This window comes from Paenibacillus gorillae (assembly GCF_000513275.1).
Classification (GTDB): Bacteria; Bacillota; Bacilli; order Paenibacillales; family Paenibacillaceae; genus Pristimantibacillus; species Pristimantibacillus gorillae.
Genome location: NZ_CBVJ010000110.1, coordinates 18,387 through 43,405, shown reverse-complemented (window position 1 = coordinate 43,405; position 25,019 = coordinate 18,387). Strand labels below are relative to the sequence as shown.

The window sequence follows — 25,019 nt, the reverse complement described above, 5'->3', positions numbered from 1 at the left end:
ATGATGAACAACAACATGAACAATTCCTTAGGCGCAATTACGTTCCGGTCGGATGACGAAGCGCTGAATGCCGGATTTGAATGGGCGAAAGCTCAAGCGCTTTTCTATGCGCATCACGGCGAAGATCCTGTCGGCCTCTGGTATGAGGCTGCCTTGCCGGGCAGAGAGGCGTTCTGCATGCGGGACGTTTCTCATCAAAGCTTGGGTGCTGCAGTCTTGGGTTTGCAGGCGCATACCCGCAATATGATGCAGAAATTCGCCGAAAATATTAGCGAGACGAGAGACTATTGCACGTACTGGGAGATCACGGGGGGCAACCTCCCGGCTCCGGTCGATTATGAGAATGACCAGGATTTCTGGTACAACCTCCCGGCCAACTTCGATGTGATTGATGCCTGCTACCGGCAATATTTGTGGACGGGCGACCGTTCGTATTTGGACAATCCGGTGCTGCGCAAGTTTTACGACTTGTCCGTTACAGAATATGTGAAGACTTGGGATAAAGACGGAGACGGCATTCTTGAATACGAGGCGGCCTACGGGCGCCGCGGTTTGGCTTCTTATAATGAAGCAGGCGAGTTCGCGAAAATCGGCGCCGATCTCATAGCGATTATGATCGCGGGATATGAGGCATATGCGGAGATCGTGAAGTTGACAGGGCAAGGGGAAGCACGTGCCGCTGAGTATTCGGCTAGAGCCTCCGAGCTGCGTAAGCGGCTGGAGGAGCAATGGTGGGATGAGAGCAATGGCTGCTTCTATATTGCTCTGAGCCAGAAGGGTGCCTTTATTGCATCTGAAGCTGGAGAAGGCCAATTCCTGCCGCTCTATTACGGCGTCATCGATCATGCGGAGAAGCGGGAAGGCGCTCTGCGCGAAGCGATCGCGCGAGGCGCTTCCAATGTGGAGGGCATGTCCTACTTGCCGGAAACGTATTACCGCGGAGGCAAGGACGCAGAGGCGCTGGGTAGCTTGAAAGCGCTGATGGAGCCCGGTCTTGATCGCCGCGAATATCCTGAGGTTTCTTATTCGGCAGTTGGTGCGGTAGTGTCTGGTCTGATGGGTATCTCGGCAGACGGCATTTCCGGCGTGACGACTGAATCCAAGCTGGCAGGAGAGCTGACCTGGGCAGAGCTGTCGAATGTCCCGGTGCTTGGCCGGGTAATTGGAGTCAAGCATCAGGGTGCGGCTCATTCAGAATTTAGCAATCGTTCCGGTGCATACCTGCACTGGAAAGCGAAGTTCCGCATAGAAGCAGCGAAGGCAGCGGAAGGGCAGTCGCTGAGCCATAACAGCAATGCCATTCCGTCAAGTGTAGAACGAGACGAGCTCGGCCGCACCTATCTCGTGGCCGAAGTCGAAGTAGCGCCAGGCGAGACGCATACTATAACTGTTGTCTAAACAGCGGGAGCCGTCAGTCCATTTCATGGACTGACGGCTTTTTTGCGTTTGAGGGTAATTGGCTTTAACCAGTAGGCCTTACCCGCCTAAGTGAACGAATCAACTAACCAACTTAACGTGCACGCCTTCCCGTTCACAAGCTAAACGAGTCCAACCAGCTTAACGTGCATGCCTTCCGGCTCAAAGCTAAACGAGTCCAACCAACTTAACGTGTATGCTTTCCCGTTCAAAGCTAAACAAACCTAACCTGCTGGCATTCGAGCGTCCGATCGAAACCAATCAAACCGGACACCTCCCCGTGCACAAGCGCAACGAACTCAACATACGGCTTCTCGCGTTCAAGTGAACCAACTAAAGCTCCGCGTCTTACCGCCCTGAGTAAAACTAACTCACATGTGCGCCTGCCCGCGCCCGAATGAACCACCTACCCAACTAACTCCTCTTTCCGCGCTACATGAAGAACAAAATGTAAAAGTGCATTTTAATTAGCCCGAAATCGTCCAAAAACGCCATCAAAATGCAAAAGTACATTTGAAATCACTAGATTTCGCACATTTGAGCCGTTTTTGACCAATCAACCTGCACTTTTACATTTTGATGCCATAAATCGGCCCAAAACCGGCTAACAACCTGTATTTTTGCATTTTGATTAGTTAGGATGGGGTGTAAAGCGAACCTACTTCGCAAAAGAGCGTACCAACGTTCGCTATACGAGAGTTATGATGCCACAGAGGTCATGTCGAGCACGAATCATGACCTCCGCCTCGCCGTCACCTCAAACATCCATCAAGATTTACTTGCCACGATGGCAAACATCGGCCGATGCTGGTTCAGCAGCTGCTCAGCAGGGCCATATAGTCCCGCATCGAATCCATGCCAAGCTGTCACGTCGGTGAAGCCGATGTGGCTAAGCATATCGATGTCCCACGCGGGACGTTTCACATAGGTTAGCGGCAGTGTTAAGGCGATCTGGTCGCCCTCCGAAATTTCCTCATCCGAACGATAAGGCACGTAACCGGCCGCGATTGCTTCCTGTTTGGCCGCTTGGAACAAGGCAGCTTCCTTCGGATCGGTCAGGAACAAGTTCCAGTTGCCGTCGAAAATAACCGTCTGCCCGCCCTCGGCCAGCCAATGATACCATTTCTGGTAGACGCCAACAGGGTTCGGCAAAAACCAGGTAACGTTGCGGGATATGATGAGATCGAACACACCGTCCGGCTCATATTCCAAAATATCAGTCTGGATGATGCGAATATCACAGCCATGCTTCTCTGCATTTTTCCTCGCTTTAGCGATCATCTCTGTAGAGGAGTCGATGGCGGTGACCTGATGCCCCAACCGCGTCAATAAAACACTGAAAAAGCCCGGACCAGCACCAACGTCCAGCACCCGCAGCCCGTGCTTATCCTTAAGCAGCTTGCTCAGAATCGCCGTCCACTTCTCGGCCGACTCATTCACAAATTCTTGTTCCACAATTTCTTCGTAGATATCGGCTCCCTTATCCCAATATTGCTGATGCTCCAGTTGTTGTTCCTTGCTGATCGTCATAAAATCTCTCCTTGTGTAAAAATATCGTGTGGAAGCCGTTATAAAAAATAATACTTGCTAATAGTAATTATTACGATTAAAATCTATCATCAGTTGGATATCGAAGTCAAGCGATACTTGTTCAACTGCATTTATCAACTATTTATTCGGGAGGACATCATGTCAAAATCATTCAAAAGATCGGCCATCGCAGTCAGTACGATACTTCTCTTATTGCTGGCGGCCTGCTCGTCGCAGACGGAGCCAGGTACAGCAGCATCGACGAATAAACCGGAGGCAACGGCCGCCAAGCGCATCACAGTTGCGGTTACTCAGGATTCCAAAGGGGAGAAAATCGACGCTTCCACCTATAACGGAGCGAGGGCTGTCCATAGTGCAATCTATGATCCGCTCGTTGAATTCGGGGAAGGCGGCAAGATCGAGCCGGGTCTTGCGACAGCTTGGGAGGTGTCGGAGGACGGCAAGACCTATACCTTTCATCTGCGGGAAGACGTTGAATTTTCCGACGGCAGCGAGTTCAATGCGGAAGCTGTCAAATTCTCATTGGCACGCACCGTAGCAAATGAGGAGAATGCATCACTCGAAATTGCAAGAAAGCTGGATAAGGTGGAGACGTCGGACGCTCATACCGTTGTGCTCCAATTCAAGGAGATGGCGACGCAGGTTCTGCTCGAGCTGAGCCAAGCCCGTCCTTTTCGAATGATGAGTCCTAACGCGGTTAATCCCGCAGGTGCTGTGGACGGCGAGTTTGTGAAGCCGATCGGCACTGGTCCATGGCAGTTGGACAGCTTCAAGGAGGGGGCGGAAACCGTCCTGACTGCCAACGAGCACTATTGGAAGGAGAAGCCATCTCCATACAAGCTGGTGTTCAAAGTTATTACCGATCCGCAGGCTCGCGTGCTTGCGCTGCAGAATGGCGAGATCGATATTGCTGGCGGAGAAGTAGGCAACATCCCGTATGAGAGCCTGCCTATTTTTGAAAACAACACGAAGTACACAGTAGAGCAGCATGCGAGCACGATGTCTTACTTCATGGTCATCAACCAGAAAAACACCTTCCTGGCAGATAAAAATGTCCGTCAGGCCATTAACCTCGGAACTGATACTAGCAAAATGATGAACGGCCAAGGTGCCGAAGTGTCCGGTCTGTTCCAGAGCACGGTTGCTTTTGTGACACCGGACAATCAGCCTTCTTATGGCTTTAAACCCGACAAGGCCAAGCAATTGCTTGAGGCATCCGGCTTCCAGTGGAATGCAGGCAGCAAGCAGTATGAGAAGGACGGCAAGCCAATTCAGCTTCGTCTTGTCATCCAGACTGAGGAATATCCGGAGTGGAAAGAGATGGCCGAGATTTTCCAAAGTGAGATGAAAAACATCGGCATCAAGGTGGACATCGCCAACCTGGAGCGTGCGGCCTATTATGATGCGCTGTGGACCAACAAGGAATATGATCTGCTCCTGTATCGGACGTATACGGATGCGCAGCTGCCATACCGTTTCCTGACATCGCTGTTCTACCACACGGATAAAACGCCGGGCGTCGCTTATCAGGACGAAGCTTTGACGAAGCAACTGGATGATATCGCAAAAACAACTTCGACAGCGGAGCAGCAGGCGATTTTCGACCGTATTTTCGGCCGGATGCATGAGGAAGCGATGACCGTGCCGATTTATTATACGAAGCAGACATTTATTCATAGCAAAAAGATCGGAAACTTCGCGTTTGGCGATATTGAAGACAATCCGGTCAAATGGCATCAGCTAACGATTGAGGAATAGAGATGCTGCGCTATGCTGTCGGCAGGCTTGGACTCCTGCTGTTTACTTTACTTTTGCTGACACTATTCGTATTTGCGCTTATGCGGCTTGCCCCCGGAAATCCTGCAGCTTTGCTGCTGCAGGGTATCGGAGCCGTTCCTGACGAGAGCTTAATTGCGCTCTATGAGCAAAAATGGGGACTGGATCAGTCCTTCGTCCAGCAATATGCCTCGTGGCTGCTTGAACTGGTTCAAGGTCATTTGGGCCGTTCATTTGTAACGGATCAGCCCGTTACGGAGGAAATCGCATCGCGGCTTCAGCCGACGCTGCTGTTGATTGCCAGTTCTTTTATCGTGACCGTTCTTTTCTCGATTCCGCTTGGGATCGTCAGCGCCATCCGGGAAAATACGCTGCTGGACCGCGTCGTCTACGGAGGCTCCATACTCGGCCTTTCCGTTCCGCTGTACTGGCTGGCGATTTTGCTTACGCTCGGGTTTGGTGTACTGTGGCCCTTGTTCCCAATCATCGGCAACGGCTCGGTAAGCCATTATGTGCTGCCAGTAGCGGCGATCAGCCTCGTTCAAGGCGCTTATTTTGTCCGAATGGTCCGTTCCTTCACGTTGGAATACAAGCATGCCTTCTTCATGGAGGCGGCGAGGGCACGCGGCTTGCGGCGGCGCATTTTGTACCCGTCCTATCTGCTTCGGTCCATGTTAATTCCGGTGCTGACGGTGATCGGAACGAGCTTTTCCGGCTTTTTCGGCGCGGCCGTCATGATCGAGAATGTGTTCAGCTTCCCGGGGCTCGGAACTTATATGCTGGATATGATCTACAATCGCGATTACCCGGCTATACAGGGTTGCAGCTTACTTGTGGCAGCGGCGATCTTCATTCTGAATTTCGTGACCGATCTTGGCTATTATGCGGCCGACCGGCGCGTAAGGCTGGATAAACAGAGGTGGGAGTTGTGAAAAAAGCTTTTTCGCTGGCGCTTGGACAGAAATGGACAACGGCAGCACTGTTGTTTTTAGCCGGGCTGCTTATCGTTGGCCTTCTGGCTTCCTGGCTGCATCCGTTCGATCCCTATGAGCCGGACTATGCCGCCAAGCTGCAGCCGCCTAGCCTGAGCCATCCCTTCGGGACGGATTACTTAGGCCGGGATTTATTCAGCCGGGTGCTTGCGGGTATTCCATATTCGGTGTTTCCCGCCCTTATCGTTCTAGGGCTCGTGATGATCATCAGCCTCGTTCTTGGCACGATAAGCGGGTTTTACGGCGGCCGCCTGGATATGCTGCTTATGAGTGCCGCAGACCTGTTCACGGCCATTCCGAATCTGCTGCTGACTATCGTCATTATCGGTTTTTTAGGCTTTGGGATGGAAAATGTATATGCAGCCATCTTGTTGTCCTGGTGGGCCAAATATGTGCGGATTATCCGGGGCCTCGTTCATGATGTGAAAAAGGAGCCGTATATGCTCGCCAGCCGGGTGAGCGGCTCCTTCGGTTTTCATGCGATACGGCGGCATATCGTGCCGAATATGATGCCTCAGGTGCTGACGCTGATTATTCTGGACGTTAGCCGGGTTATTTTGGCCCTTTCGGGATTATCCTTTCTTGGATTAGGCGCTCAGCCGCCTTCACCGGAATGGGGTGTGATGCTGCTGGACGGCAAAAACTATTTGCAGATTGCTCCTTGGATGGGCTTTTTCCCGGGATTGATGATCTTTGTGACGGCCGTCGCGTTCCAGATTTGCGGGGAGAGGCTGCGGAGCCGGTTGCAATTGAATTAACGGATGATAGGAGTGAGCGGGTTGCTGGAGGTCCAGAAGCTTACGATTCGTACAAAAGATAATGACCGGGTGCTCGTCCGGGACAGCTCTTTTTCGCTAGGTGCAGGTGAGACGCTGTGTCTGATTGGAGAGAGCGGCAGCGGCAAGACGCTTACGGGAAAAGCGCTGCTCGGCATGCTGCCGGCTGGACTGCGAATGTCAGGAGAACTGTCATTTGGCGGCGATGCGATGACACGGTATGGCAAAAGGGAGTGGAGTCGGGTAAGGGGCAGGCGAATAGGCGTCATTTATCAGCATCCCGAGCAGGCGCTGCACCCGGCTATTCCGATCGGCAGGCAGCTGTCTGATTTGCTGCGCAGCCACCTGCCAGTGACCCGGCATGCCGCTGAAGTTAGCGCCAGGACGATGCTGGATAAAGTGTCGCTGAAAGACGCAGACCGGATGATGAAGAGCTATCCATTCCAATTAAGCGGCGGCATGAATCAGCGGGTAATGATTGCGATGGCGCTTCTGTTGCAGCCGGAGCTGCTTATAGCCGATGAGCCAACGAGTGCGCTGGATGTGACAACGCAGTCGGAGATTGTTGCGTTGCTGCAAGGGCTTGTGGCGGAAGAGCAGTTAAGCATGCTGTTCATCACCCATGATCTATTGCTGGCGGGAGAGCTGGCGGATACGATTGCCGTTATGAAGCAGGGGGAGATCGTGGAGCAGGGAACGGCGGGTGAAGTGCTGCGCAGGCCCAAGCATGCGTATACGAAGCAGTTGTTGAACTGCCGCTCCTCGTTCCGATTTGCTCCAGAAGAAGGTGCACACTTATATGTTGGAAATCAATGAAATAACGAAGGTGATCGGAACGAAAAGCGTGCTGGATAGCATCTCGCTGTCTATCCCGAACGGCGGTTCACTAGCCATTGTTGGCGAAAGCGGCAGCGGCAAGTCCACGCTCGCCCGTATCGTTATGGCACTGGAGCGTCCCACTTCGGGCGGGGTCCAGTTCAACGGATGTGAGGCTCCTTACAAGGGGGCAGCTGCGTTCAAGGACTGGTACCGGCAAATCCAGTTCGTATTCCAAAATACGACGGCGTCGCTAGACCCGCGAATGACGATCGCGCAAAGCCTGGAAGAGCCGTTGTCCCGTTTTATGGACATGGGCAAAAACGAGCGTAAGGAGCGGATAGCGGAGTATGCCGGTAAAGTTGGATTGCCGCCGCATCTGCTTGCCGGGAAGCCCGGACGGCTGAGCGGCGGGCAATACCAGCGGGCGTGTATTGCCAAGGCGCTCATTGTAAAGCCAAAGCTGCTCGTATGCGACGAGATCGTATCGAACTTAGATTTGCTGCACCAGCATCAAATCATTGAACTGCTCCACACGCTAAAAATCGAGCAGCGTTTATCGCTTCTCTTCATTACTCATGACCTTTCGCTCGTAGCCGGGCTATGCGAGGAGATTGCGGTTTTGAAGGAAGGGCAATTGGTTGAACGTTTCTCCTCATCCGCCATCCATTCCCCCGGCCATCATCCCTACACGCAATCACTGCTGGATGCGGCGCGCTCACTCGGGCGCGCTGGAATGTAGTAGCATGCTTACTTACGCGTGGATGCACCGATAGTTTCGTACAGAAGGGCGCAGTAGAATAGTGAAGCTGCATTATTGGTGACACCCGCTAACGAATCTGCTTCGGAAAAAGTGAAGTTAATTCATGAACGTGTCGTCTTACGCCTGTAAGTAACTTATTAACGAAGCTGATTCGCAAACCTGCGAATGAAAGTATAAACGCGTCGCATTACGCTCATGAGCAACCCATTAGCGAAACTGCTTCGCAGATAGCGAAGTAAAGTCAAAAACGTTTCGCATTGCGCTCTCAAGTAACTTATTAGCGAATCTGGTTCGCAAAACAGCGAAGAAAAGTGATGAACGTGTGTCACATTACCCCCTCGGTTGCCCATTAATGTGGTTGATGTGGCGCCGCACCTCGCGCTGGGAGATGCGCGAGGTGCCAAAAAGTGAACTTGGTTCGCAAATAGCGAAGAAAAGTCATGAACGCGTCGCATTACGCTCACGAGCAACTCATTAGCGAACCTGCTTCGCAAAACAGCGAATCAAAGTTCGCTATACGTCTGCCATTTGGCTGGTAGAGAGGCTACAGCGAAGAGAATTTCGCTATTGGTGAACGTAGCTTCTCCAAAAGGAAATTCTCTTCGCTAATGCTGAAGGGCAGCTAAAATGCGCATGTATTCCGGATAATTTACGAAGCAGCCTTCGCTAAATAGCGAAGCTGATTCGTTGTTGATAGATTTAGGTGATTTTTGCGATAAGGTTCGAGCTTCGGACGGGGCAATCGCCCAGTCATTGCCCTGTTTCACATAAGGGAAGCGCAGCGTTTCGAGTTCAGGATGATTTTTCGCAGGTTCAGCTCCATGTACATCGAGTAGGCGATGGGGAAATGGAATCAAGAATAGCAGCATGAACCGAAACGCGCAGCGCCCCTAGCTTTTGATACGGGGGTAAGGTTTAGCTAGCCCTGTGCTACTAAAAGAGAGCGCAGCGCCCCTAGCTGTGAATAGCGTTGGATGCCAGAAGGGGATTTTACAAATAATGCTTCTCCGTCTTAAGCTCAGCGCTGTCTTTGTCGAGCGCCGAGACGTTCATATACCTGCGGAGTCCTTCCAGCCATGAGTCCGGTATGCGGCTGAAGAAGAAAGTGTCACCTGATGCGCTCCGGATGATATCCGCATCGACGTGCTCACCTGCTTCATTAGTCATCCGGATTGTGGCGACCCTACTGTCTCTGATGATACCAAACAGCTGCCCCTGCAAAGGATCATTGCCCTCCCTGCCGATGGCTGCTGTTTGCAGGAAGAAGGCATTGCCTTCGCTGTACGGCCCTGCGGTCCACTGCTTGGATACGTAAGTGCTCGTCATGCTTACCGATTTATATTCGCCTTCTGCGCTTCGCCTTACATTGGCAACCGCAATCCGGTAGTCGGAGGTTGAACTCCACCGGTAGATGAGAAAAGCCACGGTAGTATCATCATTCAATTTTTCCTGATGCAGCATTTCAATAGAAGGATTGATTGAGATGCCGCTAAGAAGCGACTTCCACTCATCGGAGGTTAGAGCATGCAAATCCTTCAAGTCTTCGGTATGGCTGTTGCCCTGCTGATTGGCTGCGCCCACCAGATTGTCGGTGCCGCCAGTTGGCGATAGGCGATCTCCCTGCTTCCATGGAACTTCGCCTGCCCAAAGCCCTATCGTAACAGCCAGCACAATTGCAGCAGTCGACGCAAGCAAAATCCGTCTGCTCCTGCCGTGCCTATTGGGCCTTCTTGCAGTTGAAATGCGCTCCAACGATACCTGAACTTGCTTGGCAGGAAGGGGGCGTTCTTGCAACTGCCGCTCCAAATCGAGATTATATTCCGTCATGCTCTTGACCTCCTCCGTAATTTTTCGCTAATTTGATTCTCGCGTGGTGAAGACGGGATTTAACCGTGCCGACCGGCAGCCGTAATAAAGAAGCAATTTCTTCATTCGAGAGGCTGTGATGCGCATGGAGCACCATCACCTCGCGCTGTTTAACCGGCAGCTGGAGAACGAGCCGCCATGCTTCTGAGGAGATCAGATTATTCATCGCCTCATGCTCGGCAGAGGGGGCGCTGCTGCCGTCCTCCGGCAACTCCTTCATTAATAGGACACGGCGAACGAAGCTGCTTTTTCTGCGGTTAAAGCTAATGTTGCGCGTAATCCGGAGCAGCCAGGTTTTAATAGAGGCTTCTCCCCGAAACGTATGCAGCTTTTCATAGACAGCCAGAAATACATCCTGAACGATATCATCTGCCATATGCGGACTCCTCGTTAGCGAGAGCGCATAATCCCACACTTCGTTCCGGTAGGCCAGAACCATATCGCTCAAAATTTGTTCCCTGTCGTAGCCGTCCGAGAGCGTCTCCAAGTATGTAAAATCCAATCGTATCTCACCTCCATACAAAACAGACAACGCATAAGGCCGTTTGGTTCATTTGTAATCAGTATAAAGGATAAACTGCCCTTTACTAGAATTATTAGGATGGTATATGAATGCTAGCCATAACTCATTTCCTGGAAGGGGCACACGGCCAGATGGATATGCAAGCTGCTGAAGCAAAATGTGAAAGATTGGGCGGTAGCTCACGCCTCATCACTAGGATTGAATCCTGCCCGGATAGACGTGAAATCGATATGGAATCCTGGCGGTTTGACTAACCAGTCTTACCGCGTATCGGATGGCAATACGACCCGCCACATGAAGCTAGCGCCTCCGAGGAAGGCGGATCGCTTAAAGCGCTGGGCCAGTGTAAGCAGTGAACTCGCTGAGCGTTATCATGCACCGCGTCTAATCGCGGAAATAAAGGATGAGATCATTCCAGGCTATACCTACGGTCTCGTCTTTGAATTTATTAAAGCCAAGCCGCTTAGCGAAGCGGCAGATCCGGGTCCGGTTGCATTGCAAGTGCTGGAGCTGCTTCAGCAGCTGCAGCAGGATGAGCGGATTAGAGAAATACTTGCCGAAGAGGCTGCAGCTCCCTCCTATGCGGACGCTTTTAACGAAGAATATATGGAGCGCCTGACAGAGGATATGGAAGGGATAAGAACGGCGAAGGAAAGCTTGGATTTTGTAACGGAGCAGGATTTGGACGGATTTGATCGTGAGGTCGAAGTACTGCGCCAACTGGCAAGCGACAGTCCTGCATTTCAGCATATTGCCAAGGATGTTGTTCATAACGACATTCATTGGGACAATATTTTGGTAGAGGAGACAGGCCGGTTCTGGATTATCGACTGGGATGACTTGTCGGCAGCCGGGGACGCGGCGATGGATTATTCCGTTCTGCTGTGGACGCTGCATGAGTCTGCGGAATGGCCAAAGTGGCAGGAGCAAGCGATGGAGCTTGCCGGTATGGGCACGGGCGGCATTACAGACCGGCTGGAGTTTTACTTCCGGGCAAAGCTGCTGGATGATGTCATCGATGTGCTTGCCGACTATGTGGAGGTCGATGGCGTGCCGGAATGGATGGAGAAAACCCGGCAGCGGGCGAAGGCCATTCACCTCCGCTCCTACCCGGAATACATTAGACGCTATGGTTCACTAGCTGAACGTCCGTAGCAACATCATAGGCATACGTCTGCGAACAAGTGGTATAATCAACTGACTAACTACGGAAGCAGAAGGGTGAAGCTATGAGCGTTATTCGGTTGGAGAACGTCACGAAGAAATATGAAGAGTCTATGATCTTTCGCGATATTTATTTTCGTCTTAGCCAAGGAGAGCGTGTAGGGCTGATCGGACGAAATGGTGCCGGCAAGTCAACGGTGTTCAAGCTGATTATGGGTAAGGATGAGCCGACGTCCGGCAAGGTGGAGGTCGATCCGCAAGTGAAGATCGGCTACTTCTCGCAGTTTTCTGAGATGCGCGGCAATCTGTCTGTCCAACAGGAGCTGGAGAACAGCTTTGAGGAAGTGGCCCGGATTGAACGGGAGCTGCAGGAGGTTGGAGAGAAGCTGGGGCTGGTTACAGACGACGGTGAGATGGAAGCGCTGTTGGCGAGACAAGCGGAGCTGTTCGAGCAGATGGAGCATTTGGACGGCTGGAATGTATCCGTCGAGATCAACACGGTGCTGACGAAGCTGGGCTTTAATGACCGATCGCGTCATCAGCCGGTTAATGAGCTGTCCGGAGGCTGGAGAAACCGCGCAGCACTGGCCAAAATGCTCATCGAGCTCCCGGATGTCGTCCTTCTCGACGAGCCGACGAACTATCTCGATCTGGAAGGAATCGCTTGGCTGGAGCAGTGGCTGTACCGCTTCAAAGGCGCGATGATTCTTGTATCGCATGACCGTGAATTTATCGATAAGGTCGTTACGCGTACGATCGAGATTGAGAACTATCATTTTCAAGAGTACGAGGGCAATTACACCGATTATATCCGTAAAAAGAAGATGCGCAAGAAGGAGCTCGACCGCCAGTTCGAGTGGGAGGAAGAGCTGCTTCTTATGGAATCGGAAGCGATCGACAGCCGCACGAGCCGCAAGTCTTCTGCGAAAGACAGGCTGTCCCGCAAGTTGGCGGACAACAAGAAACGGATCGAGCCCCATCCCGTTAATGTGCTCATTACCGATATTTATGAGCGGCTGCGGTTCCCGGACAAGCTGTGCGAAGTGAAGGCTATCGGACAGTCGTATGATGGCCGGGAGATATTCCGGGATGTCAGCTTTGATATTCAGAAGGAAGACCGGCTGGTGATCGCAGGGCCGAACGGAAGCGGCAAATCGACGCTGATCAAGGTGCTCACAGGGACAGAGAAGCCCGAATCCGGAGAAGTCGTTTGGGAGCGGGGTGTCAGCTACGCATACTTCAACCGGATGTGGGAGGAGCTTGATCCGAAGGATACGGTAAGCCATGCGGTTAATACGTATGGATTGGGTCTGGATGCGCCGCGGAAAAAGGTTAACAAGTTTCTGTCTATGCTGCAATTTTCCGAGATGGATCTCAGCAAAACCATCGGCAGCTTGTCCGGCGGACAGAAGGCGCGGGTTGCGCTGGCGAAATGTCTGCTGTCCGGCGCAGCCGTCATTATTTTGGACGAGCCGACGAATCATTTGGATTTAACGAGCATTCAAGTGATGGAGCAAGCGCTGATTCATTTCCCAGGCGCTGTTATTACGGTAAGCCATGACCGGTTTTTTATCGATAAAATCGGGACAAAAATGCTGAGCTTTGATCCCGTCGCGGGAATAAGCGAGCAAAGTCTATAATGATCTATATGCGAGACCCGGGGCTGCTTCGAGAGAAGCGGTCTCGGGTCTTTTTTACAATTATAAAATATAATCCGGCCGCAGTTGTGTTAGGTTTGTGTAAGAATGGGGCGAAAGCAGAAGCAATATTTTATATACGATGCTTTTACTGGGATATGAAGCGCTTACTTCAAGAGCCCAAAAATATCATGCTCGAAAAATGTTATATATGTTGACACTCGCAGGATGATGTTTTATATTAATAACATCACTGGAGAATATAAAGAGTTAAACCTTAGAATAAACCCTGATTTACCAAGTTAAACAACATTTTCATGCCTTTTTTCACGGTAATTAATCCAATGGAGAAATTAAATAGGGGAATGATTGTTATGAAGCATGATCAGGACTTCATTAAACGGCAAAATCGGTTGACCGTTTTTGAAATGATAAAAAATCATAGCCCCATTTCACGAGCGATGATCGCCAAGCAGACAGGCATGAGTCCTACGACAGTAGGCCGTATCGTCGGTGAGCTGACGGAGCAGGGTTACATTCTGGAATCGGAGCAAGTGTCTGAGGGCTTGGGCCGGAAGTCGACGCTGCTGGACATGGTGGATGCTTCAGTCATTACGATCGGAGTCGAGCTGGACCGGCATGCTATAAGTGTAGGCATCGTTGATTTGCAAGGCAATCTGATCCATAGCGAGCGGCATGACCGGCTTTTAGAGGAAGCGCCCAGTGCTACTGTACAACGAGTCGCTGATGTGCTGAATGACATGCTGGAGCGGAACATCGTGGAACGCAAGCAAATTGTCGGAATTGGCGTAGGACTTCCCGGAATCGTGAACAACGACAATGGGGTCGTCGTATTCTCCGTCCAGCTCGGCTGGAAGAACGTTCCGCTAGGCGGCATGCTGGAGGAGCTGACGGGTCTGAAGGTAAACGTCGACAATGAGCTGAAGGTGAAGGCGCTGGCTGAGCAGCTGAAGGGCTCGGCTATCGGTTCCAGCCGGACAGCACTGCTGGGCTTCGGCAATGGCGTCGGCTCGGCGCTGATCGTAGAAGGCGAGATCTATCGCGGCGAAATGAACAGTGCCGGTGAGATTGGCCATACAACAGTCGATCCGAACGGAACGTTATGCGAATGCGGCAAGGCGGGCTGTTTGCAAAGCTATATTACGATTCCCTCGCTGCTTCAGGAAGCCAATCAGATCGCACCGATTCAGACGGCAGAGGAGCTGTTCGCTGCAAGAGATGCGGGCGAGCGCTGGGCGATTCATCTTATTGATAGAGCACTCACTTATATGGCGATTACAGTCAACAACGTCGTATGCATGTACAATCCGGACAGCGTTATCTTCAGCGGTGAGCTCGCAGATAAGTTTCCGGGCATGTATGAAGAGGTGAAGGAGCGCTGCATGTCGCGCTTCGTATGGGAGCCGCTGCAGGATTCCTTCCGTTTCGTAAGATCGGAACTGAACGAAGCGGGCGTCATGATCGGCTCCGGCCTGCTGGCGCAAACACAGTTTTTCAAACTGGATTAACAACGGTAATTAGATATAGAAAACGATATAGCTTAAGGGGGAGTATAGCATGAGCAGCAGCTTTGTGCCATTGGTAGAGGAATATCGGGGAGGCGTTCTCGAGAACGTTCATTATGGAGCCGTAACGGTTGTGGACGAGACCGGGAAAGTTATTTATCAAGCAGGAAATCCGGAGCATATGACCTTTCTTCGTTCAGCAGCCAAGCCTTTCCAAGCGCTGCCGGGCATGAAACGGCAAATCGATGAGCTCTATGGTCTGACTGGCAAGGAAGCGGCGTTGTTCGCAGCTTCGCACCGGGGCGAGTCTTTCCATATTGATGCGCTTGAATCGATCCTAACAAAAATGGATGTGTCCGAGAGCACGCTTCATTGCTGCTCGACTTATCCGCTCAACGAGCAAGCGAAAGCGGAACGGCATCAGAATCATGAAGCTCCGCGCAGACTGTTCCATAACTGCTCAGGCAAGCATTTGGGCTTGATCGGCCTCAGTAAGCACATGGGCTGGAACACGGAAACCTATTATCAGCTCGATCATCCGGTACAGCAGGAAATTATTGAGTCGCTTGCTTACTTGGCTGAAGTGCCGGCATCGTCTATTCCAGTCGGAATCGATGGCTGCGGTCTTCCGGTTCATGCGCTTCCGCTTCATAAGATCGCGCTGGTGTACTTGAAGCTTGCTTGCCCGGATTTGATCGCAGATGCAGACACCAGAGCGGCTGCTGCTCGAATCGCCAAGCTGATGAATGAGAATCCCGATATGATCGCCGATACGAAATTTGTCTGCTCTGCGCTGCTGAAAGACAGCAACCTTAGTGCAAAAGGCGGAGCAAAAGGGGTGTACGGCATCGGTCTTCGCAAGGAAAGACTGGGCATTTCTCTGAAGGTATCCGACGGCTCCGAGCAAGTATGGCCGTGCATTATCGCAACGATTTTAGAAAAACTCGGTTACAGCGACCGTTCTACCATCGACCGTCTGTACGAGCTTGTGCCTAACGTTATCGTGAATGACGGAGGAACGGTTGTCGGCGAACGCAAGCCGGTCTTCTCGCTCTAAAGGCAAGGAGAATATTCTTTGTGACGGGATACCTCAAGGTGCCGGAATGAAGTGATTCTAATAGATACACAATACTAGCATAGGGAGTGTGGCAGAATGAAATTCAAAGGAAAAGCATGGTCCATGTTAATGCTTCTTGTCATTGTTGCTGTAGTAGCCGCTGGCTGCGGATCGGGCAATAACGGTGGAGCAAACACAGGAACGGACGGCAAAGGCACAAAACCGGCAGCTGGCTCGAAAAACGGCAACAACGTAGTTGTCGCGCTGAACGCGAACTTTATTACACTTGATCCCCACAATGCAGGCGACACAAACTCGATTTCCGGTGCAAGATCCATGTATGAAGGCCTGATGGGCTTTGATGAGAATATGAGCTTGAAGCCGGTTCTGGCAGAAAGCTACGCGATTAGCGAGGACGGCCTGGTCTACACGATTAAATTGAGACAAGGCGTGAAGTTCCACGACGGCACTGAATTCAATTCGGAAGCTGTAAAAATCAACATCGCACGTATTCAAGATGAGAAGAACAACCTCAGAATGCGTAAAAGCTTCGCGAAAGTAGCGAAGGTTGAAACGCCAGATGCGAACACAGTCGTTATTACACTTAGCGAGCCGTACAACGCATTTCTGAACAAGCTGGCTATGGGTCTGATGATCAGCCCGGCTGCTCTTGAGAAATTCGGCGATAAAATCGGTCAAAATCCGGTGGGTACAGGTCCTTACAAGTTCAAGGAATGGGTAGAAGGCGACCGCCTTGTTGTAGAGAAAAACGCAGATTACTGGCAAGCTGGTCTTCCTAAAGTCGACAGCGTAACGTTTAAGCCGGTACCAGAGAACGGCTCGCGTACTGCGATGCTGAAAACTGGCGAAGCGGATTTCATCTATCCAATGCCGACTGAGCAAGTTAACCTGCTCGAGACAGACAACAACATCGTGATCGATAAAACAGACTCCACAATCGTGCGTTATGTAACGCTGAACACGATGAAAAAACCTTTCGATGATGTGAAGATTCGTCAAGCAATCAACTATGCAATCGATAAAGATGCTTTCATTAAAGTTGTAAAATCGGGACTGGGCTCAGCTCTTGATTCCAGCATGTCCTCGAAAACGCAATATTACTCGAAGCAAGAAGGCTATGGCTACGATCTTGAAAAAGCGAAGCAATTGCTGAAAGAAGCAGGCTATCCAGATGGCTTCACTGCTGAAATCTGGGGCGAGAACGATTCCGAGACGATGAAAGGCATGCAGTTCATCGCGCAACAGCTGTCGCTTGCCGGCATTAAGCTGGATGTGAAATCGATGGAGGGCGCTACGCTTTCCGATCAAATCAACTCGGCTAAAACACCTGAAGAAGCAAAAATTCAAATGTGGTTCGTAAGCTGGTCGCCGTCTTCCGGCGATGCGGACGGCGCAACAAGAGGCCTGTTCAGCAGCGAAATGTTCCCTCCAGCAGGATCGAACACAGCGTACTACAAGAACGAAAACGTTGATAAATGGATCGCGGAAGCGAATAAATCGATTGATGCAGAAAAAGCGAAATCGATCTATGCAGATATCCAAAAACAAATTTGGGCTGACGCTCCATGGGCGTTCCTGGGCGTTGACCAAGTGATCTCGGGCAAACGCGCATATCTGGAAGGCGTAAAAGTGTATCCGGACGGTTCCATCAATGTTCGTGAAGCAGAAGTGAAGCAATAATTCAACAAGACCACGAATAATAGGAAGCAATAATAAGAGAGAGGGGCTGCTTCAGCATGGGTTTATTGAAGCGGCCTCTCTTTTTTTCTAAGGAGGTTTCCAGCTTGGGAAGATATGCTCTGCAACGATTGCTGGGAGTGATACCGCTCCTCTTCGTCGTATCGGTGCTCGTATTTATGTTCATTCACCTTATTCCAGGCGATCCGGCCAGGCTAGTTGCCGGCAAGGACGCCACGCTAGAAGAGATCAACGGCATCCGTGAACAGCTGGGACTCAATGATCCGCTCTGGAGACAATATATCGATTATATGGGCAACTTGTTTAAAGGCGATCTTGGCAACTCCATTCGTTCCGGCCTTCCGGTCAGCGATATGCTGGCGAGCCGTTTCATGCCGACGATCTGGCTGACGATATTCAGTATGGTGTGGGCGGTTATCATCGGTGTATTGATCGGGATCATTTCGGCGGTTAAGCGCAATAGATGGCCGGACCACGTTGGGATGATTACCGCAATATCCGGTATTTCGGTTCCGGGCTTCTGGCTTGGTCTCGTCCTTATTCAAGTTTTCTCCGTACAGCTTGGCTGGTTTCCGACCGGTGGCGTCGATTCCTGGTCCAGTTATGTACTTCCGTCCTTAACGCTTGGAGCGGGCATTATGTCGATGCTTGCACGATTCTCCAGAACGTCGATGCTGGAATCGATGCGCGAGGATTATATTCGTACGGGCCGTGCTAAAGGGCTGCATGAATTCGTCGTTGTCGGACGGCATGCGCTGCGCAACTCGCTTATTCAAGTCGTTACAGTGGCAGGCTTGCAATTCGGCTTCCTGCTTGGCGGCTCCGTCATGGTAGAGACGGTATTCAGTATTCCGGGCCTCGGCCGGCTGCTTGTCGATTCAATCGCATTCCGCGACTACACCGTCATTCAAGCAGAGCTGTTATTGTTCGCTACCGAGTTTATCCTGATTAATCTGGTCGTCGATCTGCTGTACGGCGTACTTAATCCGAAGATCAGATTCGATTCGAACTAGAGGAAGGAGAATCACAGATGAGTCAACAATCGACAGCTGCAGAACATCACTCATCCGGAGGCTCCGGAGGGGAGGCTGCACCCGCGAAGCGGAAAAGCGCAATGGCTGAGTTTATTCGTAAATTCAGCAAGCAAAAGCTTTCGCTCGTTGCTGGGATTTTTATTATTTTACTGCTGCTTGTCGCTATATTCGGCCCTTTCTTGACGCCGTATGACCCAGACGCGCCCGACTATGATTCCATGCTGTCCGGACCTTCGATGAAGCATTGGGCAGGAACCGACGAATATGGCCGCGATATACTGAGCCGGCTTATTGAGGGCACGCGTCTCTCGCTTGCTGTTAGTCTAAGCGCCGTATTTATCGCCGCTTTCTTTGGTACTATTCTTGGTCTGCTCAGCGGCTTTTACGGCAAATGGCTGGACCGGCTTATTATGCGAAGCAGCGATGTGCTGTTCTCGTTCCCTGATATTTTGCTTGCGATCGGTATCGTAGCGATCTTGGGCCCAGGCTTGACCAACGTCGTTATCGCGGTTGCGGTATTCGGTATTCCGTCCTTTGCACGGATGATTCGAAGCGTTACGCTATCGGCCAAAGAAACGTTGTTCGTAGAAGCAGCCCGCTCGATGGGCGCGAAGGACAGAAGAATTATTTGGCGTCATATATTCCCGGAGACGCTTCCGAGCGTTATCGTCAACGTCACGATGAAGATCGGCGGAGCCATTCTAGCTGCATCGTCCCTGAGCTTTCTGGGTATGGGCGCAAAGCCGACGGAACCCGATTGGGGCGCTATGCTCAGCATGGGGCGTGACTACTTGAGCATTGCTCCGCATGTTGTTTATTTCCCTGGCTTAATTATATTCCTTACGGTACTTGCTTTTAATCTGGTCGGAGACGGACTGCAGGACGCTCTTGACCCCAAAATGAAAAACTAAAGGGGGACAGGCCGCGATGGAAAAATTGCTGGAAGTAGAAGGATTGAAAACGGAATTCAAGCGGGACGGCGGCAATGTAATGGCCGTCGCCGGATTGGATTTTCATATAAACAGCGGGGAAGTGCTTGGCCTGGTCGGAGAATCCGGCTGCGGCAAGAGCGTAACGTCCCTGTCGATCATGCAGCTGCTGAAAGGAACACCGGGCCGCAACGCCGGGGGCAGTGTCAAGTTTAAAGGCACGGATCTGCTACGGCTCTCGGATAAGGAGATGCGCCGCGTTCGAGGCAAGGATCTGGCTATGATCTTCCAAGAACCGATGACCTCGCTGAATCCGGTGCTGCGAATCGGCAAGCAGCTGGAGGAGCCAATCCGCTTGCATATGGGCTATAACAAGGCGAAGGCTCGCGAGCATGCGATTCATATGCTGAAGCTGGTGGGCATTCCGCGGGCGGAAGGGGTTATGAATGATTACCCCCATCAATTGTCCGGCGGGATGAGGCAGCGCGTCATGATTGCGATGGCGATGTCCTGCCATCCGCAGCTGCTGATCGCCGATGAGCCAACGACGGCTCTCGACGTAACGATTCAGGCGCAAATTCTCGATCTGATGAAACGGCTGAAGGAAGAGAGAAGCATGGGCATGCTGCTCATTACGCATGATCTTGGCGTAGTAGCAGAAATGTGCGACCGCGTAGTCGTCATGTACGCTGGACGGGTCGTTGAAGAGGCTCCTGTAAAGGAACTGTTCGAAAATCCACAGCATCCGTATACACAAGGCTTGATCCGCTCGGTGCCAAAGCTTCGCCAGAAAGTACGGCGGCTGGAGTCGATTCCGGGCAACGTGCCGGATCTGTCCCGCATGCCGGCAGGCTGCAAATTCGCGCCTCGCTGTCCGCATGTGATGCCGCAATGTCTGACGGCTGAGCCGGAGCTGCTCGCCGCATCTGGCGATGCCTCCCGCAAAAGCCGCTGCTGGCTGACGCAGGAGACGGAATTGAAAGGGGGGACTGGCGCATGAGCACGCCGCTTATTGAAGTAAAAGGGCTGCAAAAGTCGTTTCTCGTGAATAAAGGCTGGTTTGGCAACAACAAATATTTGCAAGCCGTCGATAATATCTCGTTCTCTATCGGCAAGGGTGAGACGTTCAGCCTCGTTGGCGAAAGCGGATGCGGCAAGTCGACAACAGGCCGTCTAGTGACGAGACTGCTGACTCCCAATCAAGGCGAGGTATGGTTCAACGGGCAAAACATCACGCAGTTGAATGATAATCAAATGCGTCCAATTCGCAAGGAGATGCAAATGGTGTTCCAGGACCCGTATGCTTCTCTTAATCCGCGGATGAAAGTAAAGGATCTGGTAGCGGAGCCGCTGCTTATTCATACGAAGCTCAGCCAAGGAGAGCGGGATAAGCTGGCCTCCGAGCTGCTGGAGGTTGTTGGTCTGAACAGCTTTCACGCCGAGCGTTACGCGCATGAGTTCAGCGGCGGGCAGCGCCAACGGATCGGTATTGCACGCGCATTGTCCGTACGTCCTAGCCTGATCGTCGCTGACGAGCCAGTATCCGCGCTTGACGTATCGATTCAATCTCAAGTGCTTAATTTGCTGCAAGATTTGCAAGAGCAATACGGCCTGACGTACCTCTTTATCTCGCATGACCTTAGCGTGGTTGAGCATATTAGCGACCGCATCGGAGTGATGTATTTGGGCTCGCTCGTGGAAACGGCGCCTAAAGATGAGCTGTACGAGCGTCCGCTTCATCCTTATACGCAAGCGCTGCTCTCATCGGTTCCCGTTCCCGATCCAAGCTTGGCACGGGAGAGAATTATACTGAAAGGCGATCTGCCGAGTCCGGTCGATCCGCCATCCGGCTGCCGTTTTCATACACGCTGTCCGGCTTGTATGGAAGTGTGCAAGACGAAGGTTCCGGTGTTCCAGGAAGTGGAGCCGGGCCGTCAGGTTGCGTGCCATCTTTATGACGAGGACGTTATGTCGCGGAACTAAACGAAGAAGAAAATCGAGGTTGAACTTCAGGCGAAGAAGGGATAACGATGAACATTCGAATAGAATCGGCTGCCGGTTCCAAGGTTCGGATCCTGCTGGCTTATGCCGGCCAGCCATTTAAATATGAATTGCCGGACAACCGCAGGGAAGCCGGAGCACTTACATGGTATTACGCCAGAACGAACCAGGAAACCGATGAGCTTGTACTCGGTATGGGCGGTTGCGGCGGCTTGAATCTGGAGAAGCTTCGCCGTGCGGGCGGATATGCTGCAAGAGCGTTGTATAATGAAGGCCGCTCCGCGGGTGAGCTGGATATGGCGGAGCTCGCTGCAGCCTCGAGAGAGAGTGGAGCTGATGTTTCTGCATATCTGCAAGCTTGGACAGAGGGCTGGCTGCTTGGCCTGTACCGCTATGACAAATATAGAGGGCTGACTGCTTCGGAACGGACGGTAGATCTCTATCTCGCGCCGAGTCAGGAAGCAGATGGCGTGACAGCGGCGGAATACGAAGCGGCTGTGGCAGCGGCTCGCATTCGGGCCGAAGCGACGATGCTGACCCGTGATCTGGTGAACGAGACGCCGGAAGGACTTAATCCGGAAGCTTTCGTTGAAGTCGTGCAGCGGCATTTCGCAGATTTGCCCGTTAAGCCCCATGTCTATCAAGGGCAGGAGCTTATTGACCGCCAGATGAATGGTCTCCTCGCAGTCGGTGGGGGAAGCGTGCATGAGCCTGCGCTCATCGAGCTGGCTTACGAAGGCGCACCCGGCGAACCGATGCTGGCGTTTGTCGGCAAAGGCGTGACGTTCGATATGGGCGGCATGAACGTCAAGACAGGCAGAGATATAAGCGATGCCAGAATGGATATGGGCGGAGCGGCTGCGGTTGTTGGCGCTATGGACATTCTGGCGAGAACAGGCGCAGCGGTTAACGTGACGGCTCTAATTGCCGTCGTCGATAACTTGCCCGGCATGGAGGCGATGCTGCCATCGTCGGTCATCCGGTACCCGAACGGTATGACGGTTCAGGTAGCCAATACCGACGGTGAAGGCCGTCTCGTTATTGCCGATGCACTGCTGCATGCCGCGAATCTTGGGGCTGCTAAAGTCATCGATATCGCTACACTGACAGGCAATGTTGGTGCAGCTTTGGGACTTGGCATCGCCGGGATTTGGGGCGATGAAGAGATGACGCAGGGATTGGTTGCTGTAGGAGAAATAAACGGCGAGCGGCTGTGGCCGATGCCCCTGATGGACGAGTATGAGTCGGAGCTTCGCAGCGATTATGCCGATCTACGTAACGTAGGCACGGGCACGCTGGCCGGTGCTATTACGGCGGCGCTGTTCATCCGGCGTTTCGTCGCGCCATCGATGGATTGGGTTCATATCGATATGGCGGGTACAGTTCAGTACAAATCAGATGCCGGTTTTTCCGGAGTTGGCGCAACCGGTTACGGGGCGCGGCTGCTGGCCGATTATGCGAAGCGTTGTTTTACAGCGGAGCATGCTGTGAATGGGCGCGCGATTGCAGATACGGAGGCGAGCCAAGGATGAGCCGGAATACGGTATTGGAAGTCATTGCAACCTGTGTGCAGGATGCGATAGAGGCGGAGAGAAACGGCGCCGACCGGATTGAATTGATTACGGCTATAACCGAAGGCGGGCTAACTCCCGGTATCGGAATGGTGAAGCAGGTAACGGAAGCGGTCCGCATTCCGGTTAACGTTATGGTCAGACCGCATAGCCGGTCGTTCGTATACGATAAGCTGGACAAGGAGACGATGGCGGAGGAGATTCGGGCTATTGCCGCTACGAAAGCTTCGGGCATCGTAATTGGCCTATTGAATGAAGAAGGCCGTATTGACACGGCTGGACTGGATCAGCTGCTGCCGCTTGCCGGCCATTTGAATGTAACCTTCCACCGGGCGTTCGACGAACTGGAGGATCAGCTTGCTGGTCTAAAGGTACTGCAGTCTTATCCGCAAATTAATCGCATTCTAACCTCGGGCGGATTAAAGCCGGCTCCGCAAGCGATCGATCAGATTCTAGCGCTGGAAGAAGCGTCGCGAGGAAGCTCGCTCCGCATTCTTGCGGGCAGCGGATTGACGATTGAGGGGATAAACGAATTTGTGGCGGCTACCGGTGTAGCCGAGGTGCATTTTGGTTCGGCGGTTCGAGTTGGAGCCTCGGGACTGGCCGCTATCGATCCGGAGCGGCTTAGCCGCTTGGCGGGCATTTTGCATCCGGACGGCGCAGCATAAATAGAGTTGAAAAAAGGTGAACAGCTTTGAGTAACGATAACTATGTAGTTGGAGTGGATTTGGGCGGCACGAAAATCGCTGCTGCTATATTTGACGGAGCGGGAACCGTATTGAACCGTGAACGGATCGATACGGCTGACGCCTCGACAGCGCGTGAAGTGGTGCAAAGCATGGTCGGCATGATCGAGCGTGTATCCGGCGGGAGAAAGCTGAATGGAGTAGGCTTGGCATCCCCCGGAGCAGTGGACAGCCGGGAAGGAATCGCGCTGAACGGCACGAACCTTCCGGAGTGGAACAATGTGCCGATCAAGCGGTGGATGGAAGCCGATCTGGGCGGCGTTCAAGTGCAGGTGGTCAACGACGCGAATGCAGCCGCTTGGGGAGAATATGTCCGCGGGGCCGGCATCGGTTCGCAAAATATGGTGTATGTGACGCTAAGCACCGGAATCGGAGCGGGCGTCATTCTGGACGGCAAGCTGCTGCTGGGGAGCAAGTCGTTCGCGGGCGAGCTTGGCCATACGATTATTCATCCGGATGGCGAGCTTTGCAATTGCGGCAACCGGGGCTGCTGGGAGACCTTCTCCTCCGGCACGGCAATTCGCAATGAAGCACTGCGGCGTCTTGAAGGCAGCGTCTCCGCTATTGGGGAGATCGCGGCTGCGGCTGGAGAAGAAATTTCTTCACGCCATGTGTTTGAGGCGGCGAGTCAAGGTGATGCACTGGCTTCAGAGGTTATCGATCGGATGATCCGGTACACCGCAATCGGTCTAGCCAACGTGGTACACACTTTTAATCCCGACCGGATCGTCATCGGCGGCGGCGTGAGCAAGGCGGGGGACCTGCTTTTCCCGAAATTGCGGGAAGAGACGGATCGCTACGTAATGGCTCCGTACCGGAACACTTTCGAGATCGTGCCTGCAGCTCTTAATGATGATGTTGGCTTAATTGGAGCGGCATCGCTCTTTAACATATAGGCATGCAAGGACGCAGCGGAAGGCTTCAAGCCCGCTGCGTCTTTTTTGATGCAGCTTACACCATCATTTCATATTTTTCTCGACTATTTGTGGAAATTATTCCATTGTTTTAAATGGGACAGGCTTTATGATAAGGGTATAACCAGCATGAGAAAATGATGTTATTGCGGCAGGATGAGGCAGAACAAATGAACCGGAAGGGGGGGGCGTTGATATAAGGGGGGCTAAGTATTGGTCTTGGCACACATAAATGTAAGCGC

Annotated in this window: 22 protein-coding genes; 18 read left to right on the top strand and 4 right to left on the bottom strand. The window is 52.3% G+C overall.

What is annotated here, in order from left to right; all coding sequences use genetic code 11:
* Positions 1-15 precede the first annotated feature (15 nt).
* Entirely contained in the window at positions 16-1,398 is a 1,383-nt protein-coding gene (locus tag TY10_RS20815) for an MGH1-like glycoside hydrolase domain-containing protein (protein WP_155985999.1), read from the top strand.
* Between the two features lie 786 nt (positions 1,399-2,184).
* On the opposite strand, the gene TY10_RS20810 is transcribed toward TY10_RS20815, so the two are convergent.
* A complete protein-coding gene (locus TY10_RS20810; RefSeq protein ID WP_042167729.1) occupies positions 2,185-2,946 on the bottom strand; it encodes a class I SAM-dependent methyltransferase in 762 nt (253 codons plus the stop codon).
* Positions 2,947-3,105: 159 nt separating this feature from the next.
* Between TY10_RS20810 and TY10_RS20805 the strand changes: the two genes are divergently transcribed.
* Genes TY10_RS20805 through TY10_RS20785 form a run of 5 tightly spaced genes read left to right on the top strand, consistent with a single transcriptional unit; the run spans position 3,106 to position 8,069 of the window.
* On the top strand, positions 3,106-4,725 hold the full coding sequence (locus tag TY10_RS20805) for an ABC transporter substrate-binding protein (protein WP_042167727.1): 1,620 nt from the start codon (positions 3,106-3,108) through the stop codon (positions 4,723-4,725).
* Positions 4,726-4,727: 2 nt separating this feature from the next.
* Positions 4,728-5,675 (top strand): ABC transporter permease, encoded by a 948-nt coding sequence (locus tag TY10_RS20800; protein WP_042167723.1) that lies wholly within the window; start codon positions 4,728-4,730, stop codon positions 5,673-5,675.
* The gene (locus tag TY10_RS20795) at positions 5,672-6,493 is read left to right on the top strand and encodes an ABC transporter permease (RefSeq protein WP_052350676.1); all 822 of its coding nucleotides are present in this window, start codon (positions 5,672-5,674) and stop codon (positions 6,491-6,493) included. The genes TY10_RS20800 and TY10_RS20795 overlap by 4 nt, the downstream gene beginning before the upstream one ends.
* 21 nt (positions 6,494-6,514) lie before the next feature.
* Entirely contained in the window at positions 6,515-7,327 is an 813-nt protein-coding gene (locus TY10_RS20790; protein WP_052350675.1) for an ABC transporter ATP-binding protein, read from the top strand.
* The gene (locus TY10_RS20785) at positions 7,311-8,069 is read left to right on the top strand and encodes an ABC transporter ATP-binding protein (RefSeq protein ID WP_042167720.1); all 759 of its coding nucleotides are present in this window, start codon (positions 7,311-7,313) and stop codon (positions 8,067-8,069) included. The genes TY10_RS20790 and TY10_RS20785 overlap by 17 nt, the downstream gene beginning before the upstream one ends.
* A gap of 626 nt (positions 8,070-8,695) precedes the next feature.
* On the opposite strand, the gene TY10_RS20780 is transcribed toward TY10_RS20785, so the two are convergent.
* The 3 genes from TY10_RS20780 to TY10_RS20770 all read right to left on the bottom strand — a co-directional run bounded on the left by TY10_RS20780 (position 8,696) and on the right by TY10_RS20770 (position 10,458).
* Positions 8,696-8,959, bottom strand: coding sequence for a hypothetical protein (locus tag TY10_RS20780; protein WP_042167718.1), 264 nt, complete (start codon positions 8,957-8,959; stop codon positions 8,696-8,698).
* Between the two features lie 121 nt (positions 8,960-9,080).
* Positions 9,081-9,917, bottom strand: coding sequence for a hypothetical protein (locus TY10_RS20775; protein ID WP_042167715.1), 837 nt, complete (start codon positions 9,915-9,917; stop codon positions 9,081-9,083).
* Positions 9,904-10,458, bottom strand: coding sequence for an RNA polymerase sigma factor (locus tag TY10_RS20770; protein ID WP_042167713.1), 555 nt, complete (start codon positions 10,456-10,458; stop codon positions 9,904-9,906). Before TY10_RS20770 ends, TY10_RS20775 begins: the two co-directional genes overlap by 14 nt.
* 180 nt (positions 10,459-10,638) lie before the next feature.
* Here TY10_RS20770 and TY10_RS20765 point away from each other — a divergent pair, with 180 nt between their 5' ends.
* From TY10_RS20765 to TY10_RS20710, 12 genes are all read left to right on the top strand, one after another.
* Positions 10,639-11,634: a phosphotransferase family protein gene (locus TY10_RS20765; protein WP_238327839.1), complete on the top strand. Its 996-nt coding sequence runs from the start codon at positions 10,639-10,641 to the stop codon at positions 11,632-11,634.
* A gap of 74 nt (positions 11,635-11,708) precedes the next feature.
* Positions 11,709-13,283 (top strand): ABC-F family ATP-binding cassette domain-containing protein, encoded by a 1,575-nt coding sequence (locus tag TY10_RS20760; protein ID WP_042167707.1) that lies wholly within the window; start codon positions 11,709-11,711, stop codon positions 13,281-13,283.
* Between the two features lie 371 nt (positions 13,284-13,654).
* Positions 13,655-14,809 (top strand): ROK family transcriptional regulator, encoded by a 1,155-nt coding sequence (locus tag TY10_RS20755; RefSeq protein WP_238327837.1) that lies wholly within the window; start codon positions 13,655-13,657, stop codon positions 14,807-14,809.
* A gap of 49 nt (positions 14,810-14,858) precedes the next feature.
* The gene (locus TY10_RS20750; protein ID WP_042167705.1) at positions 14,859-15,863 is read left to right on the top strand and encodes an asparaginase; all 1,005 of its coding nucleotides are present in this window, start codon (positions 14,859-14,861) and stop codon (positions 15,861-15,863) included.
* A gap of 96 nt (positions 15,864-15,959) precedes the next feature.
* Positions 15,960-17,564 (top strand): glutathione ABC transporter substrate-binding protein, encoded by a 1,605-nt coding sequence (locus TY10_RS20745; protein ID WP_042167702.1) that lies wholly within the window; start codon positions 15,960-15,962, stop codon positions 17,562-17,564.
* A 104-nt stretch (positions 17,565-17,668) separates the two neighbouring features.
* On the top strand, positions 17,669-18,595 hold the full coding sequence (locus TY10_RS20740; RefSeq protein ID WP_042167698.1) for an ABC transporter permease subunit: 927 nt from the start codon (positions 17,669-17,671) through the stop codon (positions 18,593-18,595).
* A 101-nt stretch (positions 18,596-18,696) separates the two neighbouring features.
* The gene (locus TY10_RS20735) at positions 18,697-19,527 is read left to right on the top strand and encodes an ABC transporter permease (protein ID WP_042167829.1); all 831 of its coding nucleotides are present in this window, start codon (positions 18,697-18,699) and stop codon (positions 19,525-19,527) included.
* Positions 19,528-19,543: 16 nt separating this feature from the next.
* Positions 19,544-20,545 (top strand): ABC transporter ATP-binding protein, encoded by a 1,002-nt coding sequence (locus TY10_RS20730; protein WP_042167695.1) that lies wholly within the window; start codon positions 19,544-19,546, stop codon positions 20,543-20,545.
* The gene (locus TY10_RS20725; protein WP_042167692.1) at positions 20,542-21,528 is read left to right on the top strand and encodes an ABC transporter ATP-binding protein; all 987 of its coding nucleotides are present in this window, start codon (positions 20,542-20,544) and stop codon (positions 21,526-21,528) included. Before TY10_RS20730 ends, TY10_RS20725 begins: the two co-directional genes overlap by 4 nt.
* A 47-nt stretch (positions 21,529-21,575) precedes the next feature.
* Positions 21,576-23,078 (top strand): M17 family metallopeptidase, encoded by a 1,503-nt coding sequence (locus TY10_RS20720; protein ID WP_042167689.1) that lies wholly within the window; start codon positions 21,576-21,578, stop codon positions 23,076-23,078.
* Positions 23,075-23,785 carry a copper homeostasis protein CutC gene (locus tag TY10_RS20715; protein WP_042167685.1) on the top strand — a complete coding sequence of 237 codons (711 nt, stop codon included), beginning with the start codon at positions 23,075-23,077 and terminating at the stop codon, positions 23,783-23,785. Before TY10_RS20720 ends, TY10_RS20715 begins: the two co-directional genes overlap by 4 nt.
* Positions 23,786-23,811: 26 nt before the next feature.
* On the top strand, positions 23,812-24,759 hold the full coding sequence (locus tag TY10_RS20710) for an ROK family protein (RefSeq protein WP_042167682.1): 948 nt from the start codon (positions 23,812-23,814) through the stop codon (positions 24,757-24,759).
* Positions 24,760-25,019: the final 260 nt, after the last annotated feature.

Bases quoted from the DNA above. Each gene is read 5' to 3' on its own strand.
- TY10_RS20815 (WP_155985999.1), top strand. From the start codon at position 16: ATGAACAATTCCTTAGGCGCAATTACGTTCCGGTCGGATGACGAAGCG.
- TY10_RS20810 (WP_042167729.1), bottom strand. From the start codon at position 2,946: ATGACGATCAGCAAGGAACAACAACTGGAGCATCAGCAATATTGGGAT.
- TY10_RS20805 (WP_042167727.1), top strand. From the start codon at position 3,106: ATGTCAAAATCATTCAAAAGATCGGCCATCGCAGTCAGTACGATACTT.
- TY10_RS20800 (WP_042167723.1), top strand. From the start codon at position 4,728: ATGCTGCGCTATGCTGTCGGCAGGCTTGGACTCCTGCTGTTTACTTTA.
- TY10_RS20785 (WP_042167720.1), top strand. From the start codon at position 7,311: ATGTTGGAAATCAATGAAATAACGAAGGTGATCGGAACGAAAAGCGTG.
- TY10_RS20780 (WP_042167718.1), bottom strand. From the start codon at position 8,959: ATGCTGCTATTCTTGATTCCATTTCCCCATCGCCTACTCGATGTACAT.
- TY10_RS20775 (WP_042167715.1), bottom strand. From the start codon at position 9,917: ATGACGGAATATAATCTCGATTTGGAGCGGCAGTTGCAAGAACGCCCC.
- TY10_RS20760 (WP_042167707.1), top strand. From the start codon at position 11,709: ATGAGCGTTATTCGGTTGGAGAACGTCACGAAGAAATATGAAGAGTCT.
- TY10_RS20755 (WP_238327837.1), top strand. From the start codon at position 13,655: ATGAAGCATGATCAGGACTTCATTAAACGGCAAAATCGGTTGACCGTT.
- TY10_RS20750 (WP_042167705.1), top strand. From the start codon at position 14,859: ATGAGCAGCAGCTTTGTGCCATTGGTAGAGGAATATCGGGGAGGCGTT.
- TY10_RS20745 (WP_042167702.1), top strand. From the start codon at position 15,960: ATGAAATTCAAAGGAAAAGCATGGTCCATGTTAATGCTTCTTGTCATT.
- TY10_RS20735 (WP_042167829.1), top strand. From the start codon at position 18,697: ATGGCTGAGTTTATTCGTAAATTCAGCAAGCAAAAGCTTTCGCTCGTT.
- TY10_RS20730 (WP_042167695.1), top strand. From the start codon at position 19,544: ATGGAAAAATTGCTGGAAGTAGAAGGATTGAAAACGGAATTCAAGCGG.
- TY10_RS20725 (WP_042167692.1), top strand. From the start codon at position 20,542: ATGAGCACGCCGCTTATTGAAGTAAAAGGGCTGCAAAAGTCGTTTCTC.
- TY10_RS20720 (WP_042167689.1), top strand. From the start codon at position 21,576: ATGAACATTCGAATAGAATCGGCTGCCGGTTCCAAGGTTCGGATCCTG.
- TY10_RS20715 (WP_042167685.1), top strand. From the start codon at position 23,075: ATGAGCCGGAATACGGTATTGGAAGTCATTGCAACCTGTGTGCAGGAT.